At 33.6% G+C, this 18,089-nt stretch carries 15 protein-coding genes and 2 riboswitches; of the genes, 1 reads left to right on the top strand and 14 read right to left on the bottom strand.

Going from position 1 to position 18,089, the window contains the following annotated elements; all coding sequences use genetic code 11:
* Positions 1-480 precede the first annotated feature (480 nt).
* The 9 genes from pheT to ACTCDL_RS06765 form a co-directional block, all read right to left on the bottom strand.
* Positions 481-2,883, bottom strand: coding sequence for a phenylalanine--tRNA ligase subunit beta (gene pheT / locus ACTCDL_RS06805; RefSeq protein ID WP_463175311.1), 2,403 nt, complete (start codon positions 2,881-2,883; stop codon positions 481-483).
* A gap of 227 nt (positions 2,884-3,110) precedes the next feature.
* The gene (gene pheS, locus ACTCDL_RS06800; protein ID WP_463175308.1) at positions 3,111-4,130 is read right to left on the bottom strand and encodes a phenylalanine--tRNA ligase subunit alpha; all 1,020 of its coding nucleotides are present in this window, start codon (positions 4,128-4,130) and stop codon (positions 3,111-3,113) included.
* Positions 4,131-4,656: 526 nt separating this feature from the next.
* Positions 4,657-5,460 (bottom strand): TrmH family RNA methyltransferase, encoded by an 804-nt coding sequence (locus ACTCDL_RS06795; protein WP_463175305.1) that lies wholly within the window; start codon positions 5,458-5,460, stop codon positions 4,657-4,659.
* Between the two features lie 163 nt (positions 5,461-5,623).
* Positions 5,624-6,271 (bottom strand): potassium channel family protein, encoded by a 648-nt coding sequence (locus ACTCDL_RS06790; protein ID WP_463175304.1) that lies wholly within the window; start codon positions 6,269-6,271, stop codon positions 5,624-5,626.
* 16 nt (positions 6,272-6,287) lie between these two features.
* Positions 6,288-7,616 (bottom strand): TrkH family potassium uptake protein, encoded by a 1,329-nt coding sequence (locus ACTCDL_RS06785; RefSeq protein WP_463175312.1) that lies wholly within the window; start codon positions 7,614-7,616, stop codon positions 6,288-6,290.
* Positions 7,617-7,931: 315 nt separating this feature from the next.
* On the bottom strand, positions 7,932-8,579 hold the full coding sequence (locus tag ACTCDL_RS06780; RefSeq protein ID WP_463175303.1) for a potassium channel family protein: 648 nt from the start codon (positions 8,577-8,579) through the stop codon (positions 7,932-7,934).
* Between the two features lie 15 nt (positions 8,580-8,594).
* Positions 8,595-9,929 carry a TrkH family potassium uptake protein gene (locus tag ACTCDL_RS06775; protein ID WP_463175300.1) on the bottom strand — a complete coding sequence of 445 codons (1,335 nt, stop codon included), beginning with the start codon at positions 9,927-9,929 and terminating at the stop codon, positions 8,595-8,597.
* A 99-nt stretch (positions 9,930-10,028) separates the two neighbouring features.
* Positions 10,029-10,250: riboswitch (cyclic di-AMP (ydaO/yuaA leader) on the bottom strand.
* An 86-nt stretch (positions 10,251-10,336) separates the two neighbouring features.
* Positions 10,337-11,812, bottom strand: coding sequence for a TrkH family potassium uptake protein (locus ACTCDL_RS06770; RefSeq protein ID WP_463175298.1), 1,476 nt, complete (start codon positions 11,810-11,812; stop codon positions 10,337-10,339).
* A 90-nt stretch (positions 11,813-11,902) separates the two neighbouring features.
* On the bottom strand, positions 11,903-12,073 hold the full coding sequence (locus ACTCDL_RS06765) for a ribbon-helix-helix domain-containing protein (protein ID WP_463175297.1): 171 nt from the start codon (positions 12,071-12,073) through the stop codon (positions 11,903-11,905).
* Positions 12,074-12,171: 98 nt separating this feature from the next.
* On the opposite strand from ACTCDL_RS06765, the gene ACTCDL_RS06760 reads away from it, so the two are divergent.
* Positions 12,172-13,395, top strand: a complete 1,224-nt coding sequence (locus ACTCDL_RS06760; RefSeq protein ID WP_463175294.1) for an RNA-guided endonuclease InsQ/TnpB family protein — start codon at positions 12,172-12,174, stop codon at positions 13,393-13,395.
* A 71-nt stretch (positions 13,396-13,466) separates the two neighbouring features.
* On the opposite strand, the gene ACTCDL_RS06755 is transcribed toward ACTCDL_RS06760, so the two are convergent.
* Genes ACTCDL_RS06755 through ACTCDL_RS06735 form a run of 5 tightly spaced genes read right to left on the bottom strand, consistent with a single transcriptional unit; the run spans position 13,467 to position 17,472 of the window.
* Complete coding sequence (locus ACTCDL_RS06755; protein WP_463175291.1) at positions 13,467-14,126, bottom strand: potassium channel family protein; 660 nt, start codon at positions 14,124-14,126, stop codon at positions 13,467-13,469.
* 15 nt (positions 14,127-14,141) lie between these two features.
* Positions 14,142-14,540: a potassium channel family protein gene (locus ACTCDL_RS06750; RefSeq protein WP_463175289.1), complete on the bottom strand. Its 399-nt coding sequence runs from the start codon at positions 14,538-14,540 to the stop codon at positions 14,142-14,144.
* 2 nt (positions 14,541-14,542) lie between these two features.
* Positions 14,543-15,238 carry a tetratricopeptide repeat protein gene (locus ACTCDL_RS06745; RefSeq protein ID WP_463175288.1) on the bottom strand — a complete coding sequence of 232 codons (696 nt, stop codon included), beginning with the start codon at positions 15,236-15,238 and terminating at the stop codon, positions 14,543-14,545.
* Positions 15,239-15,258: 20 nt separating this feature from the next.
* On the bottom strand, positions 15,259-15,627 hold the full coding sequence (locus tag ACTCDL_RS06740) for a response regulator transcription factor (protein WP_463175286.1): 369 nt from the start codon (positions 15,625-15,627) through the stop codon (positions 15,259-15,261).
* Positions 15,628-17,472 carry an ATP-binding protein gene (locus tag ACTCDL_RS06735; protein WP_463175283.1) on the bottom strand — a complete coding sequence of 615 codons (1,845 nt, stop codon included), beginning with the start codon at positions 17,470-17,472 and terminating at the stop codon, positions 15,628-15,630. It abuts the gene before it with no gap.
* A gap of 201 nt (positions 17,473-17,673) precedes the next feature.
* Positions 17,674-17,886: riboswitch (cyclic di-AMP (ydaO/yuaA leader) on the bottom strand.
* Positions 17,887-18,089 lie beyond the last annotated feature (203 nt).

The following is an 18,089-nucleotide window of genomic DNA, read 5'->3' as shown; positions in this document are numbered from 1 at the left end:
ATTTAAATGTGAATACACATTTAATAACAAAAGTTTGATTAGCTCTATATTACGCTTGGTCAAAACTTGCATTGTTTAGTTTTCAAAGACCAAATTTAGAGTCGCTCTCATAAGCGACATTTAATATTTTATCAAATCTCATTTCAGTTGTCAATAACTTTTTGAAAGTTTTTTGGCAACAACATCATTAATCATAACATCTTAAAAAATCCTTGTCAAGAAGTTTTTAAAGTGTTCTTAACAAGCGACAAGATGTAGTATATCAAAATCACTAAATCTCGTCAAAAAAACTTAAAGATAAAAAACACTTTCTCGTAACACAACTAATAATTTAACATCTTTAATCATAATTGTCAAGAAAAGTTTAAAATTTCTTTTTCCTCTCAAGCAATGTTTATTATATTAACATCTAGTTCAATGTTTGTCAAGAAAATTAATAGAAGGGTACCACAATAATATGATACCCCAGAATCATCATATCTATTCTCTAATCTTTGCTCCTAATTTATTATATAGTTCTTTCTCAATTTTAGCTTGAACTTTGTTCACTTCTTTATCAGTTAATGTTCTATCTTCCCTTCTATAAATCAATGAATAAGCTAAGCTCTTATATCCTGCTGGAACCTGTTCCCCTTGATATAGATCAAATAATTCAACTGACTCTAAAATATCCTTACCTAATCTTATTATAATACCTTCGATATCTTTACTACTCACTTTATCATCAACTAATAATGCAATATCTCTAGTTGAAGCAGGATATTTAGGTAGTGAGATATACTCCCTAGCAAAAGTTGCATTATCTATAATCGCAGAGAAGTCTAACTCAAAAATTGTAACTCTCTCCTCTAACTTATAGTTTTCTTGGACATCCGGATGCAATTCCCCTAGATATCCAACCACTTTATCCCCTATCTTAATCTGAGCTGTTCTTCCTGGATGAAGTGTTGGATATTCTCCAACAATAAATTCTACATTATTTACAGCTAAAGCAGCAAAATACTCTTCTAATATTCCCTTTAAATAGAAGAAGCCTGGTGCATTTAAATTCCACGGATCCTTTAAATCTTTATTCATAATAGCCCCTGTTAATTGTAATTTCTCTAAAGGTAATTTCTTATCATCTATAGGAATAAAGACTTTACCCAATTCAAATAGAGCTATATTCTCAGCATTACGATTAACATTGAAAGAGACATTTTCCAAAATTCCTGGAAGCAATGTAGTTCTCATTGCACTATACTCATAACCAATCGGATTACTTAATTGAACTGTTTTCCTCAAAAAAGAATCTCCAGGTAAATTTATTTTATCAAAAAAATCAGGATTTATAAAAGAATAATTCTGTACTTCTAACAATCCTAAACTAGCTAATAGTTCTCTAGTCTTATCCTCCACCTTCTGTTTCCAAGTCTTTTTACCTTGAGTAATACCGCCACTTGGCTGTACAGCTTCTATCTTATCATATCCGTACAATCTAGCTACCTCTTCAACTAAATCAACCTCTTGCTCTACATCTACACGAAAAGCTGGAACTGTTACTGCCAATACATCACCTTTATCTTCAACTTCAAAGTGTAGCTTTTCTAATAAAGTCTTAATTCTAACCTTAGCAAACTCTGCACCTAATAACTTACTTACTCTTCTTGGTCTAACTGTAATAACCTTCTCTTCAACAGCATTAGGATAGATATCTTGCTTACCTCTAATTATTTGACCACCACTTAACTCTGCAATCAATTGAGCAGCTCTATCTAAAGCAAATTCTACTATATTGATATCAACACCACGTTCAAAACGATGAGAAGCATCACTATGTATACCTAACTCTTTTGATGTTTTTCGGACAAATACTGGATTGAAATTAGCACTCTCTAAAAAGATAGTAGTAGTCTCATCTGTTACCTCACTATTAGCTCCACCCATTACTCCTGCTACACAGACTGCTTTTTGGGCATCGGCAATTACCAACACATCTTCATTTAACTCTCTCTCTTCATCATCTAGAGTAGTCAGTTTCTCTCCAGCTTTGGCAGTCCTAACTACAACCTTATCCCCCTCTAGTTTAGCATAATCGAAGGCATGTAATGGTTGACCAAGCTCCATTAAAATGAAGTTAGTTACATCAACAATATTATTAATTGGTCTAACTCCTGCAGACTCTAATCTATTCTTCAACCATAATGGTGACTCTTTTACCTCTACACCGGTAATTACTCTACCTGCATAACGAGGACAAAGTTCATTCTCTTCAACCTCTACTTTAACCCAATCATTTATCTCCTCTTCTATCTCTGCAACTTCTACTGTAGGTAACTTCAATTCATTACCTGTCATTGCTGAGACTTCTCTTGCTACTCCAATCATACTTAAACAATGAGCAAAGTTAGGTGTTAAATCCAATTCAATTACTATGTCATTAATACTAAGCTCATCAACCAACTTATTACCTATAACAACTTCCTCTGGCAAAATAAATAAACCATCTTCTCCGTCATCAGGAAGCTCTAACTCATTAGTAGAGCACATCATGCCAAAAGAGGTCACACCTCTTAGCTTAGCCTTATTAATTTTCATACCATTGGGCATAGTTGTTCCAACTACTGCTACAGGAACCTTATCACCAACATCCATATTCTTAGCACCACAAACTATCTGTAATTCCTCTTCTTGACCTACATCAACCTTACAGACTGATAATTTATCAGCATTCTCATGAGAAACCTTCTCTTTTATCTGTCCTACTACTATATCTTGAATCTCTCTTCCTTTATATTCAATCCCATCAACCTCTAATCCAGCCAAAGTCAACTTCTCAGCCAACTCTTCTGGCGTATAATCAAAATCAACATATTCCTTCAACCATTTATATGAAACTTTCATCGTTATCCCCCTTTATATTAGTTACTATTAATTAGTGATTGGTGATTGGTGAAAAAAATTATTTAATCCTCTTCTCCTGTAACCAGTTTAAACTATCACCAACTTATCGCTAAATTACACTGTTTCTATCTAGATAAACAATACTAAAAATTTTTAAGTCTTTAGAACTTGCTCACACTAACCACTCACACCGACACTATAAAAATTGAACTTGGTCATTTTTTATATCAAAATTGCTCTAAAAATCTAATATCATTCTCATATAATAATCTCATATCATCAATTCCATACTTCAACATAGCAATCCGCTCTACTCCAATACCAAAGGCAAATCCACTATACTCTTCTGAGTCTATCCCTGACATTTCCAATACATTAGGATGAACCATACCTGAACCTAAAATCTCTAACCAGCCTGTACCAGAGCAAATTCTACATCCTTCTCCACCACAACTGGCACAAGATACATCAACCTCAGCACTCGGCTCAGTAAATGGGAAGTAACTTGGTCTAAATCTAACCTCTCTATCTTCACCAAATAACTCATGTACTACTTTAATTAATATAGCCTTTAAATTAGCAAAGGATATATCCTTATCTATCATTAACCCTTCAACTTGATGGAATACTGGGCTATGAGTAGCGTCTACTTCATCAGAGCGATAAACTCTACCTGGAGCAATAACTCTAATTGGTGGCTCAGCCTTTTCCATAGTTCTAACCTGTACACCAGAGGTATGAGTTCTCAACAACACATCCCCACCTACATAAAATGTATCTTGCATATCTCTTGCTGGGTGATTTGCAGGAAAGTTTAAAGCCTCAAAATTATAATAATCCTTCTCTACTTCAGGTCCTTCAGCAATTTCAAACCCTAGACCTAAAAATAACTCTTTAATCTCATTAAACGCTAAAGTTAAAGGATGCTGCTTTCCTAATTCTCTCCTTTTACCTGGCAAGGTAACATCAATACCTTCTGACTTCAAACGTTGCTGTTTAGCAACTTCCTTTAGAGTAATTTCTTTCTCACTAAGGAGCTTATTCAACTCTCCTTTTACTACATTAACCAGCTTACCAACTACCGGTCTCTCTTCTGGAGACAAACTACCCATCCCTCTAAGAATCTGAGTCAATTCTCCCTTTTTACCCAAATATTTAATTCTTAATTCTTCTAGATTTTCTAGATTATCGACAGACTTAATAGCCTCAATGGCTTCTTGTTGCAATCCTTTTATCTTCTCTTCCATCTCTAATTCCTCCTTATAAAATATTTAATATTTTTAAGCAAATAAAAAAACTCTTTCATCCTTAACTAAGGACGAAAGAGTTTATCTTCCGCGGTACCACCTTGCTTAATCCATTAAATAGTTACTTGCTTATTAGCTTTCAAGCTGTAACTACACTAGATTCTCTTAATCTCTGATAACGGCAGAAGACCGACATAGCCTACTTGAAATTATTTAAATAATAAATAACAAAGAATACATAATAAATATTTTAAATTCTATTTATTAATTATTATTTAGTATTTATTAATTGCTTTTCAGCCAGTAGCTCCAGAGTGAACTTCACTTAGTCTCATTTTAAGGATACTTTCAGTCTATGGTATCCACTCCCTGATAAAATAAGTTCTAAACTACTCTCTCCTTCACAGCTTTTAGTCATATTCAATTTATTATGTAACTTTAAAGGCATTATCAATTTAATTTGTTTAAAATTATATCATAGCTCTCTAATAATCACAAGGTTAAAATGATGGTGACTGCTTACTGATTACTCAATCACTATTCTCTGCCTGATAGCCTCATAGACCATTATCCCAGCAGCCATAGCTACATTCAAAGATTCTGCATCACCAACTAAAGGTATCTTAATCAATTGGTCAGCAAATTCTATCAACTCATCCCTTGGACCCTGACCTTCATTGCCTACAATAATCGCTGTAGAAGGTAAATAATCAGCTTCAAAATGATATTTATCACCATTAATATCGCCAACAACAACCCTAACACCACTATCATCTAAGATATTCTTCAATTCACCCAAATCACTTGCCCTATAAATAGGAACTCTGAATAAAGAACCCATAGTAGCCCGAATGGTTTTCTGATTATAGAGACTTACCGTTCCTTTAGTAGTAATCACACCATCTACTCCTGCTGCATCGGCAGTTCTAATGATTGTGCCCAAATTTCCTGGATCTTGTACTTGATCAACTATCAAGATCAGCTTATTATCTCCCGTTAATATATCAGCTAGACTATAGTTAACTTGTTCTACAATCGCTACTATCCCTTGAGGACTTTCGGTATCAGCAACCTGCTGAATAATCTCATCATCAACCTCGATTGCATCTATACCGCCATCTTTTAGGGCAGCTAATAACTCTTCTCCCCGCTGATTTCTAATTAAGTAATCTGAATAAAAGACCTGCTCTATATTTACATCTTCCTTAATTGCTTCTTCGATAATTCTAACGCCTTCTAAAACAAACTTACCCTCTTGTCTAATATACTTAGTACGATATAAAGAACGCAAATATTTAATTCTATTATTTGTAAAACTAGATATCTTCATTCTATAATAACTCCCTTCTGATAATAACACGAGTTATTATATCATAATTTATTATATTAATACAAATAGTGATTAGCACTCTAATAATTCTAATTTATCAATCTTTATTTTATCTAAATATTGATTTGCTTCTTCTAACGTTCCCATCTCTGCTTCTCCATTTCTACATCTTCCTTAATTCATCAAGGCTATCATTATCCCCCATTACTATTAAGGTATCACCTGCTTTAATCTTACTTTCTGCTCGTGGTGAAATATTTATACCTTCTTCACTTTTGATTGCCATTACATTAACTCCAAAACGGCTCCTTAACTGCAAATCTAATAGATCTTTATCATACATATTCTCATCAGCTGCGATCTCTACAACACTATAATTAGGGGCCAACTCTATATACTCTAAGACATTAGAAGAGATTAAATTATTTGCTATCCTCATCCCCATATCCCTCTCTGGATAGACAATCCTATCTGCCCCAACCTTAGCTAATACCTTTCCATGCAACTGATCTTTAGCCTTGACAACGACGCTTTTCACACCTAACTCCTTCAAAATCAAAGTAGCTAAGATATTAGCATGAATGTTCTCTCCGATACTCACTACTGCTACATCAAAATTGCTTGCCCCCAAAGTCTTTAAAGCATCTTCATCGGTAGCATCTGCTTGTACAGCATGGGTGACTATACTACTTATATCTTGTACCTTCTCCTCATCAGTATCAATTGCCAGAACATCATAATGCTTATCGGCCAGAGTTTTAGCAACACTATATCCAAATCTTCCCAAACCAACAACTATAAACTGTCTCAAATTCATCCCCCCCTAACTAGCCAATTAGTATCTTCTCCTCTGGATATTTAATCTTATTCTTCTTATCTCTCTCTCCAAGTGCCATAGCCAAGGTCAACGGACCCACCCGACCAGTAAACATTATAATTGTAATTAAAATTTTCCCGATAGTACTTAAGTCTCCAGTTATACCTGTAGATAAACCGACTGTAGCATAAGCAGATACCGTCTCAAAAAACACATGGATAAAATCAAACTGCTCCGTAATTGATAAGATCAAGGTTGCTATAATAATTACCAACAAAGAGACTATCGTGACAGCTAAAGCCTTATAGACAGTAATCTGTGATAATCTTCTCTTAAATAACTCTACATCTCGCTTACCTATTATCAATGAATATGTAGCCACTATTAATACCCCAATTGTAGTAGTCTTTAACCCTCCACCTGTCGAACCAGGTGAAGCTCCAATAAACATTAAGATAATAATCAAAAATAGACTCCCCTGAGTTAACTTACCTATTGGAATTGTATTAAAGCCTGCTGTTCTAGGAGTAACCCCTTGGAAATAGGCAGAGATTAGTTCATCCTTTAAAGTCAACCCTCCAAAGGTATCAGGATTGGATAACTCTAATAGAAAGATACCTATGGTACCGATTAAAATTAAAATTAAAGTAGTTACTAACACTAACTTACTATTTAATGATAGAGATTTGAACCTTCTCTTTTGATATAAGTCAGCAATAACAGCAAAGCCAAGGCCACCTAAAATAAATAAAGTAGTTATTACAAAGTTAATATAGTAATCTCCAATAAAATTCTCTAAACTGTTACTAAAAAGAGCAAATCCCGCATTACAGAAGGCAGAAATAGCATGAAAGACTGAAAAGAAAATAGCCTTGGATATTGGTAAAGAGTTTTTAAATTTGAAAAAAAGCAGTAATGCACCACTTAACTCAATAGCCAAAGTCAATAAAATCACATAACGAGCCAATTTAATAACACCAGCTAAACTAAAATGGTTCAATTCCTCTCTAATAATTATCCGCTCTCTAAAGGTAATCTTTCTTCCTAATAATAATGCAAATAAGGTAGAGGTAGTCATAAAACCAAAGCCACCAATTTGAATAAGCACCAATACTACAGCCTGTCCAAAAGTAGTTAAATAGGTAGCTGTATCAACCACTATCAAACCAGTTACAGCTGTAGCTGAAGTGGATGTAAACAATGCATCAACTAGATTTAAGCCCTGTCCATTTACAGTAGACACTGGTAATGATAACAAAAATGCCCCTATACTAATGACTATCAGATAACCCATAGTCAAAAAACGAGCTGGAGTTAGCCACTTTGTCTTGGCAAGAATTAATCTCACCTCCTGTTAAATACTCTGCCCTTAATATTACCTAAATCGAATAAGATTATAACTTTACTATAAATTTATTTTGATAATGCTAGTTTAATTTTATATTGAAGTATCGCTTAATAGAGATAATGCGACACTTTGTGTCGAGTGTGAGCTATGAGTGTGAGTGTGTGTGAAGTGCCTTTCTATTGGGGGTTACTCACACTCACACACCCACTCACGCTAATTTTAAAAGTGTCGCAATATACCCATCATCCCCCTTTTTAACTACTAAAAATACAAAAAACTGACCAACAGACGTTGGTCAGTTTTTCTCTAATATTCTTTTAAACGCTTTAAGCCATCCTCATGACCCATAACTACCAAAATATCACCTGAATCTATTACATCAGTCGCCTCTGGTGAAACATTAACTTTATGCTCATTCTTAATAGCTATTACATTCACTCCAAATTTTCCTCTAATATCCGTTTCAGCCAAAGTCATTCCCGATAACTTCTCGGAAGCTACTACCTCTGCAATACTGTAGCCTGGAGCCAGCTCAATATAATCTAAGACATTAGCAGAAATTAAATTGTTTGCTACCCTTACTCCCATATCACGCTCTGGATAGACTATCTTATCAGCACCTACTTTTGTTAACAACTTACCATGTAAACCATCTTGAGCCTTTACCACAACATACTTGACACCTTGCTCCTTTAATATCAGAGTAGCCAAGATATTGGCATGAATATTTGCCCCGATACTGACTATAGCAATGTCAAAATTATTGACTCCCAAAGTCTTGAGAGCATCTTCATCAGTAGCATCTGCCTGTACTGCATGGGTTACTAAACTACTGATCTCTTGAACCTTATCTGCATCTGAATCAACAACCAATACATCATAACCCTTACTAGCTAATGTAGTAGCTACACTTGAACCAAATCTCCCCAAACCTACAACCATAAATTGTTTCATTAATCTAGACCTCCCTTATCCAACTAAAATCTTCTCTTTTGGATATCTAATATTAACTTTATCCTTTCTCTCACCAACAGCCAAGGCTATTGTCAATGGACCTACTCTACCTGCAAACATAGTAAGAATTATTACAATCCTACCTATCAAAGATAGGCTACCAGTTACCCCAGTAGATAGTCCTACAGTACCAAAGGCCGAAACTGCTTCAAAAAATAAATCTAAAAATTCACCATTCTCAGTTATAGTTAAAATCATAGTTACAGTCACTACTAACAATAATGCAATCAATACAATAGACAAAGCATTATAAATCGTTTCTTTACCTAACCTTCTTTTAAAGAGCTCAACATCATCTCTACCTGTTGCTCTAGAGTATAACACTGCCCCCAAGGCTCCAAAGGTAGTTGTCTTGACTCCACCACCAGTTGAGCCCGGCGAAGCACCAATAAACATCAGAATAATCGTAAAGAATATCGTAGAACCTCTCAAAGCTCCCGTTGAAACAGTATTAAAACCAGCTGTTCTTGGAGTAACCGCCAAGAAATAAGAAGCTATCACCTTCTCTCCTAAAGGAAGATTCCCTATAGTTGCTGGATTAGAGTACTCTAAAACAAAACAGATAATAGTTCCTACAATAAGTAAAATAGCTGTTACACTTAATACTAGCTTAGTCTGTAAGGAGAAGTTCTTAAATCTCTTACCTGAATAGACCTCTGCAATCACAGCAAAACCGATTCCACCTATAATTATCAAAGATGTAATCACTAGGTTAACGACGATGTCACCTGTGAAATTCTCTAAACTATTTCCAAAAATATCAAACCCAGCATTATTAAAAGCAGAAATGGAATGAAAAATACCAAAATATAGCGCCTTTCCTACTGGCATCTCAAATAAGAATCTAATAAATAGAATAAATGCACCTATACCTTCAATAGTAAAGGTTACACCAATTACATACTTTACTATCCTGATAATCCCTGATAATTCAAATTGATCTAAGTCTTGTTGAATAATTAACCTCTCTCTTAAAGTAATCTTCTTTCCTAACAAAAGTGCAAATAGAGTAGACATAGACATAATTCCTAATCCACCAATTTGAATCAGACATAGAATTACTATCTGTCCAAACATAGTAAAGAAGGTACTTGTATTCTCTACAATCAATCCAGTCACAGCTGTAGCTGAAGTAGCTGTAAAGACCGAATCTAAGAAGTTCATCCCTTCCCCATCAGTAGTTGCTATAGGTAAAGTCAATAATATAGCCCCTAATAATATTACAATCAAATAACCCAAAGATAATATCTGAGCTGGGGTTAAATTATGGATACTCAATCTTCTTTTCATACTTAAACCTCTCTTTCTGTTAACAATCACCACTATTTTAAATTTAAAAATTATCTAGAAAATAAAAAAAGACATAGGACACCCTATGTAGATACTTAATCGGCCTCCCTTTTACGCTGACGAGGTTAGCTGTCGGATTCGGGCTAAAAGGATAGCCCTACTAATACTAAGACTAAGTTTAAGGTTAAACATAAGTAAACTATGAAATACTGATTATTTTAAATCTTTTACTTAAACTCAGCCTTAGACTTAAACTTACTATTAGATTCACCCCAAAAGATGGTTCCCCCGCTCTTATTTAAGATTAAGCGTTTGTTATTTAATTATTTTGTTCATTATACTATAATTTAAAATTGTTGTAAAGACAGAGTGCTAATTACTAATCTATCTTAAAACGATGATTAACACTATTCTGTAGCTAAATATTTAACATCCTTAGCTATCTTGGCAACAGCAAAGAAGATTACTAAAAACTCCAGTCTTCCTAAGAACATTCCCACTGTTTGAGTCCATAAGATTCCTGCTGGAGCATCAGGGCTGGTAATCCCAATTGATAGTCCAACAGTACCTAAAGAAGAAGCAAATTCAAACATCGATTCTGCCAAACCATATCCATAAGCTAAGTAAATTAAAACTCCAATAAAGTATGTAACCATATAAAGATAAATATAATTTGCAGTTTCACGAATATATTCTGCCTTAATGTATAACTTTTGTTCTCCTCTCCAGATATAATTCTCTACTACAGAATTTGGAGGTAAGAAATATCCCTTTAACTCCCACCAGACCGACTTAATCATTAGATAAATCCTATATAGCTTAATACCACCTGCTGTAGAACCAGTTCCACCACCAATCCACATCAATAAAACCATCGCTAAAACACCAAATTGATTCCAATTACTGAAAGTATCTAAAGAGAATCCTGTAGTTGAAATAGCAGATACTACTTCAAAAAATCCTCGTCTGACTGTAGCAGGCAGACTTGTATATAAGCCATTTAAGGAAAAATAACTGACAATTGGAGTAAAGATAGCGATGATGAATAATAATAATCTAATCTCACCATTTTTAAAAAAAACCTTAAACTTCCCCTTTAATAAGGCAAAGTGGGTAGCAAAATTAATCGTTCCTAAGATCATCAATAACCAAGTTACCATCTCTATCGGAAGACTATTCCAATGACCTATACTGTCAACCTTAGTTGAGAATCCACCTGTCGATAATGCAGGAATAGCGTGATTGATCGCATCAAAGACTCCCATTCCAGCTATCACATATAAAATAGTCCCTCCAATAATATATCCAAGGTAGATATACATAATAGCCTTAGTTGACTTCTTAACATGGGGTAATAATTGGTCACTTCTACCCTCGGCATTATATAATCCAAAGCCATAAGGATGCAAAACAGAAGATAACATTACTACTATTAATCCTACCCCTCCAAAGAACTGCATAATACTTCTCCACATCAAAAAGACATGAGAAGCCTTAGTCACATCAACTACCGATAATCCTGTCGTTGTCCAACCACTAGTAGCCTCAAAGACGGCTTGGGTAAAGTTTAGCTCTCCTGTTATCATAAAAGGTATAGCAGAAGCTATAATAGCTATAATCCAAGAGATTAAAACTATAATCCCACCTTCCTTTAAGGAAAGGGTAACTTCATCTTTGACAGGTGTTAATTTCCACAGTAAAAGTCCAACCCCAAAGAAGATAGCAGCTGGAATTAAAAATGCCTTTATATAAACTATTTCTTTGGGGTAAAAAGGTAAAACCAACAGTGGTAGTAATAAAAATCCACCAATTGCCATCGTTAGGATTCCAATATATTTTGTTATTAACTTATACCGTTCTCTGATAATACTTTTATATCTCATCTTAAGTTCCTCCGCTTCTTACCAAATTATAGCCAAGAAAGCCTTACCCTTATGTTTTTAAGGGCGGGGGTAAATTGGCTATTTTAATTTTTAGTCAATCTGAAAATTAAAATTATTCTTATACTTTTCGTATAAATCCTTAATAGCCTCGTCGAACAATTTAGACTTAGGGATATGTGTTGCTTGATGTAGCTTTTCTAATTTTTCATTAATTTCCTTGCTTAAAGTAGTACCTATTTTAGTTCTATTTTTTAATGACATATTATCACCTCCACATTAAGTATGCCATTTCTAGAAACAACTTGCAAGTTCTAGAATGTTGCGATATAATTAAATTAAGTTGAAAGGAGGTGTTAATCGTGAATAAAACTTATATACTGCCTATTAAACAACAAGAATTAGCACATAGATTATCTAAATTAAGTGGTAGAATATACTCTAAAACTGTATCTACTATTTTTAAATTAAAGCAATCTAAAGATATTTGGTTAAATAAAAATGATATGGAGAAATTAATTAAACTATATGCTAGTGGATTTGCTATGCACTCACAATCTAAGCAAGGAGCAGTACAACAATATTATACTAATCTTAAATCATTCTTTAAATCAATGGATAAAACCGATAATGCTAATCCACCATATCGGACTAGAAAATTTAATAAGGTAATTTATAAAAAGTCTGCTATTAAACTAAAAAATGGTTTTCTGAAATTATCTAATGGTAGAGGTACTACACCATTAGAAATTAAGACCAAAAGTTTAAATCAAAAACCTAAGTATGCTGAAATTATTTATCATCACAAGGAACAGGTCTATAAACTTCATATTGTAGTTGATATTGAGAACAAACAAATAAACTATGACAATGATAAGGTTTTAGCTATTGATTTAGGTCAAATTCACCCAATGGTAACTTTTGATGGAGAACAAAGTTTTATTTATAATGGTGGAAAACTTAATTCATTTATTAGATTTAGAAATAAAGAGTTATCCAAATTGCAAAATAAAATGTCTAAGTGTCAAAAATACTCTAATCGCTGGAACAAGTCCAATCGTGGTAAAAAGAAACTTATGCTTAAAAGTAGAAATAAGATTAATGATGTTTTGCAAAAATATTCATCACATCTTATTAGCTACTGTATTAAAAATAATGTTTCTACTATTGTGATTGGTGATATTAAAGGTATTAGAGAAAACATTAGTTTTGGTACTAAGACTAATCAAAAACTTCATCAATGGATATATAGGCAATTAACAGATATGATAGAGTATAAAGCTCAATCAGTAGGTATTAAGGTGGATTATCAAGAAGAAAGCTACACTAGTCAAACTTGCCCCAAATGTAACAAAAGACATAAACCTAATAATAGAAACTATATCTGTCAATGTGGTTTTTCATATCATAGAGATAGTATTGCCGCTATTAATATTTATAGAAAGTATACTAGAAGGACTTTAGATAAGTCCTCTAGGTTAGAAGGTGAATTGACATCACCCTTTGGAATTAGGTATAATTCTAACTCCATTAGTTGTTCTATTGAATGGAATATTAGACCTTTCAGTCGGGATATTCCAGCGTAATGTCAATAGAAAAGATAGTCTTGAACTATTAAGAATCCCTGTTCGTGACTACAGGAACGGACGTGGAGTTGTCAATCACCAGATAATACAGCAAAAGCCTCTCCTTGATTCTCTGGTAGAGTAATAATTAATACCTTATCTCCCTCTAATAGCTGAGTATCGCCCTTAGGAATAACGACCTCTTCCCCTCTAATAATACAACCAAAAACTATATCCCGAGGAAGATCAATCTCCTTTAAAGTCTTACCTAAAACCGGCGAACTATTTTGTAAAATAACTTGGGAGATATTAATTCTCCCCTCTTCAATCGATAATAAATTATTGACATCAGCCACTTCTACTCTCTGCTCAATCAATAAAGAAATTAGCTTGGTAGTATTAAAGATAGTCTCTACCCCTAACTCTTTAAATATCTTTTCATTATCGGGATTATTGACCACAGAGAAGGTCTTAGGTACACCAAATTCTCTCTGAGCCAATTGACAGATAAATAAATTATCTGGATCATTTCCTGTCAAGGATAGAATTGCATCTGCTTTATTAGCTTCTGCTTGCCTTAAAGAATCAGGCTTAGAACCATCACCATTAATCACCAAACAATTAAGCTCCCGAGCTAAAAGCTGACAATACTCTTCATCTTTATTTATTATAGAGACCTGATATCCCTTAGCCAAGAAATTCTTAGCTAAGTAATAAATTACCTTTCCTCCACCAACCATTATAATTCTCATACTAATCTCTCCCTATTATCCAATAATCTCTCTTGTAAATTTATCTACCAATAAATTGGTAGGACTCATTGTAATCACATCTAAATTACGATAAATAACTTCCTTCTCTGGATCTAAGAGTCTAACCATCACCTTTGGTATTTGATATAATTCACTAGCTATTTGAGCAATCATGGCATTAACATTATCATTATCAGTAGTAATTACTACCACATCAGCTTTATCAAATTTAGCCGACTTTAATATCTCTATTTCCGTAGCATCTCCATTGATTGTAAAACCTGTAAATTCTGCTGATAATCTATCAAAAGATCCAAACTTCTTATCTATCACCACTACATCTTCTCCTGCTTTAGATAGTTGATTAGCTAGATAAGAGCCACTCCTACCACAGCCTATAACTACAATATACATAATTACTCACCTTCCTTATCAATTTCCTCACCTAGATTGATACCTTCCTTCTGATAATCAAATTGAGTACTTCGCTCTAAATTCTCTTGAGCTGGACGATAAGCCGGATCTAAAGATAAAGCAGCTCTATAATTCTTTTGAGCCTCTGATAAATTATCCTGCAACTCCATAATTACCCCCATCAAATTAAAGGCTTCTGGCTTAGTAGCCTCTAGACCAACTGCTTTTTGCAAGTAATCATAGCCCTTTGTAAAGTCACGCTTATTAATAGCAGATTTAGCATAACTTAAATAATCTTCATAGCTATTCAATTCTTCATCAGATACTGCTAAGTTCTGCCTATCTAGTACCTCTTTGACTATCTCTCGAATTTCATTAGGAGCAAAAGGCTTTCTGAGATAATCTACCGCCCCCATCTTCATAGTCTCCACTGCTGTCTCTATCGTTCCAAAGCCTGTAATCATAATGATACTAACATTGTTATCTAAATCTTTCAGTTTCTTTAGGACTTCAATTCCATTAATTCCTGGTAGTTTCATATCAAGTAATACAAGGTCAAAATCATCATCTTTGAACTTTTCTAATCCATCTTCACCATTGACACCTGTAACCACTTCATAATCTTGATTCAAGCATTGCTTTAAAGTAATTCTAATATTCTTCTCATCATCAATAATCAAAATCTTCTTTTTATCCATTATAAATCTCCCCTTTTTATTTATAGATAGGATGCAATCTTCTCTAATAACTTACTAGGCTCAACTGGCTTGATAATATAATCATCAGCCCCTAAATCATAAGCCTTCTTAATATCCTCTTCTTCTGCTTTAGCACTCATCATTAAAATCGGTATTTGAGCTGTCGATTCATCCTTCTTCAAGGTCTCACAGACCAAAAAACCATTCATCTTAGGAATCTTAATATCCAATAAGATTAAATCTGGTTCCCAGTCAAAGGCTGTATCAACGGCATCTACCCCATCAGATACAATCTTAACCTCATATCCAGCATTAGTTAAACAGATCTTTAACACAGTTACAATATTCTTACTATCTTCAACAACTAATATTTTATTCAATTCAACCACCTACTTTGGTAATTTAAGAGTAAAGGTAAATGTAGTACCCTCTCCCACTTCACTTTCAACCCAAATTCTACCACCATGGGCTTCAATCATCTCTTTAGAAATTGCCAGACCTAAGCCTGAACCAGTGTCTTTATCCTTATCACCTCCTACCCTGACAAATTTATCAAAGATTTTATGCTGATATTCTTTTGGAATTCCTTCACCAGTATCAGTAACAGAAATATGAACTTTATGACCCTTCTTCTCAGCTAAAAGCTTAATCTGATCACCTGAGTTGGTATAACGAAGAGCATTGCCTATTAAGTTAGTAATTACCCAAGTAATTTTATTTAAATCAGCATGAACCGCTAAATCATCTATATTATCTGCTACCAACTCTACCCCTTTATTCTTAGCTTGATCAACAAAAGGTTTGATTGATGCCTCAAATATCTTCTCTACTTGTATATTATCAAATTCTAAATTTATCTCTCCTGACTCTATCTTTGATAAGTCTAATAAATCATCTACTAAATTATTTAAACGCTCACAATCTTCCTTAGCTACTTCTAATAACTCCTGCTGATTATCATTAACCTCACCAATATTGCCTTCTAAGAGCATGCTGATACCCATATTCATAGAGGTTAATGGTGTTCTAAATTCATGGGAGACCATAGAAACAAATTCCGACTTCATCTCATCTACCTCTTTAAGATGAGTAATATCATCAAGTAAGGTTACTACTAGCTTAGTATCTCCACTTTTATCCTTTACTAGGGTTGTGCTAACTCTAAAATATAGCTCTTCATTCTTCTGTTCAAACTTAATTACTCTACTATCTTTACCAGATTGTTCTGAGCCTGAATTTAAGGTTTCAGTAATTAAATTAAAGATTCTCTCTTCCTTAACTGTCTCTAAGAAATGATTGCCTAATACATCTTCTTCCTCTAGCTTAAATAACTTTTCAGCACGAGGATTAATTAGTAGTATCTTATTATCATCATCGGTCACCAACAAAGGGCTAGAAATACTCTTTACTATACCTTCTGATTTATTTTTCTCAGCAATCAATTTAGACACATTCATCTCTTCATACTCTCTTAGCCTTTGAGTCATGCTATTAAACTCTGCTGCTAACTCTCCAATTTCATCTTTAGTATCAATTTCAATAATCTGTTCTAAATCTCCATCAGCTACCTCTTTTACTATTTCTGTCAATCTTTTAGTCGGTCTAATAATCAGATTAGAGATATAAATTCCAAGTACAATAGCTAAAATTACTGCAAGTACAGAAAATACTATTGTAGAATAAATTGCTTGGCTAGCATTATTATTTGCTTTCTGCTGAGACTTTTTCATATGTTCTTGATTGATCATTAATAGCTTTCTGGCTTCATTTTTTACTGTCTGAAACTGAAGCATGGACTCTTGTAAATAATAATCTTGAATCTTTTGCAGATTATCTTGGTTAGAAAGCTGCCTTAAATTCCAAAATTTATCTAAATAAACTTGATAATCTTTATTAATATTATTGATAATCTTCTCCTCACCAGAAATTGTAATATTATCTTCAGCTCTTGATAAATACTTCATAAATTGCATCTGATTTTCTCGAAAAATATTTAAGGCTCTTTCCTTCTGTCCGAAGATAAAGATTAACTCGGCACTATCCTGTCTCTCAAGGGATTCTACCATATTCTCAGCAGCAATAACACTCCGATAATTTTCAACCATAATATCATGTATCGCTTCATTTAAGGTCATAAAATTATTGATAGACCAAAGAGCAACACCAATTGTAATCAAGATAATAACTATGTATCCTAATAAAATTTTAGTCTTTAAACTCAAATTTTTAATCATTGCACCACCTCACAAGGCTATTATTAACTAAATAAAATCAATCTATTTTATAATTTAAAAAAGGCTATAGCAGGTAGCTATAGCCTTTTGAAGTCTATAAAATGATATATCTGAAGCTAACTTTAATGAGTATAATCCATGCAATTTAGTTAAAATAAATGCATAGAAATATACTAGATCAGTATTTCAGATATACTACGGCCTACCCCTTTTCAACGCTTACGAGGTTAGCTGTCGGACTCAGGTTAAAGGTAACCTTACCATTTGAGTCTTAGCTTTAGTTTAAGGTTAAGTAAATGAACTTTAAGTTCTTTACTCAATCTAGATTTAAACTGAAACTCAATATTGGATTCGCCCCAAAAGAAAGTGGGTCCCCCGCTTCTATCTTAATATAGAACTCAGCGATTAAAGTAGCTATTCAGTTTTGGATTTATTGTTATTATAACCATTAATCTAGCCAAATGTCAAGATAAATATCTCAAGATTATATCTTCTAACCATATAAAAAGTGAGATAATATAGAGATAATACGACACTTTTTATAATGATAAATTTACTAGCCACAGGTTTCAACCTGTGGTGATGATGACATGTTACACTACGGGTTAAAACCCGTA

The sequence above is a fragment of the Orenia sp. genome, assembly GCF_055140805.1.
The sequence above is the reverse complement of the archived record's forward strand: the minus strand, read 5'-3'. Positions and strand labels throughout refer to the sequence as shown.

Coding starts and splice junctions, on each gene's coding strand:
- ACTCDL_RS06765 (WP_463175297.1), bottom strand. CDS start 12,073: ATGTCATTAAAAAATAGAACTAAAATAGGTACTACTTTAAGCAAGGAA.
- pheT (WP_463175311.1), bottom strand. CDS start 2,883: ATGAAAGTTTCATATAAATGGTTGAAGGAATATGTTGATTTTGATTAT.
- ACTCDL_RS06795 (WP_463175305.1), bottom strand. CDS start 5,460: ATGAAGATATCTAGTTTTACAAATAATAGAATTAAATATTTGCGTTCT.
- ACTCDL_RS06745 (WP_463175288.1), bottom strand. CDS start 15,238: ATGGATAAAAAGAAGATTTTGATTATTGATGATGAGAAGAATATTAGA.
- pheS (WP_463175308.1), bottom strand. CDS start 4,130: ATGGAAGAGAAGATAAAAGGATTGCAACAAGAAGCCATTGAGGCTATT.
- ACTCDL_RS06775 (WP_463175300.1), bottom strand. CDS start 9,929: ATGAAAAGAAGATTGAGTATCCATAATTTAACCCCAGCTCAGATATTA.
- ACTCDL_RS06780 (WP_463175303.1), bottom strand. CDS start 8,579: ATGAAACAATTTATGGTTGTAGGTTTGGGGAGATTTGGTTCAAGTGTA.
- ACTCDL_RS06735 (WP_463175283.1), bottom strand. CDS start 17,472: ATGATTAAAAATTTGAGTTTAAAGACTAAAATTTTATTAGGATACATA.
- ACTCDL_RS06750 (WP_463175289.1), bottom strand. CDS start 14,540: ATGTATATTGTAGTTATAGGCTGTGGTAGGAGTGGCTCTTATCTAGCT.
- ACTCDL_RS06755 (WP_463175291.1), bottom strand. CDS start 14,126: ATGAGAATTATAATGGTTGGTGGAGGAAAGGTAATTTATTACTTAGCT.
- ACTCDL_RS06770 (WP_463175298.1), bottom strand. CDS start 11,812: ATGAGATATAAAAGTATTATCAGAGAACGGTATAAGTTAATAACAAAA.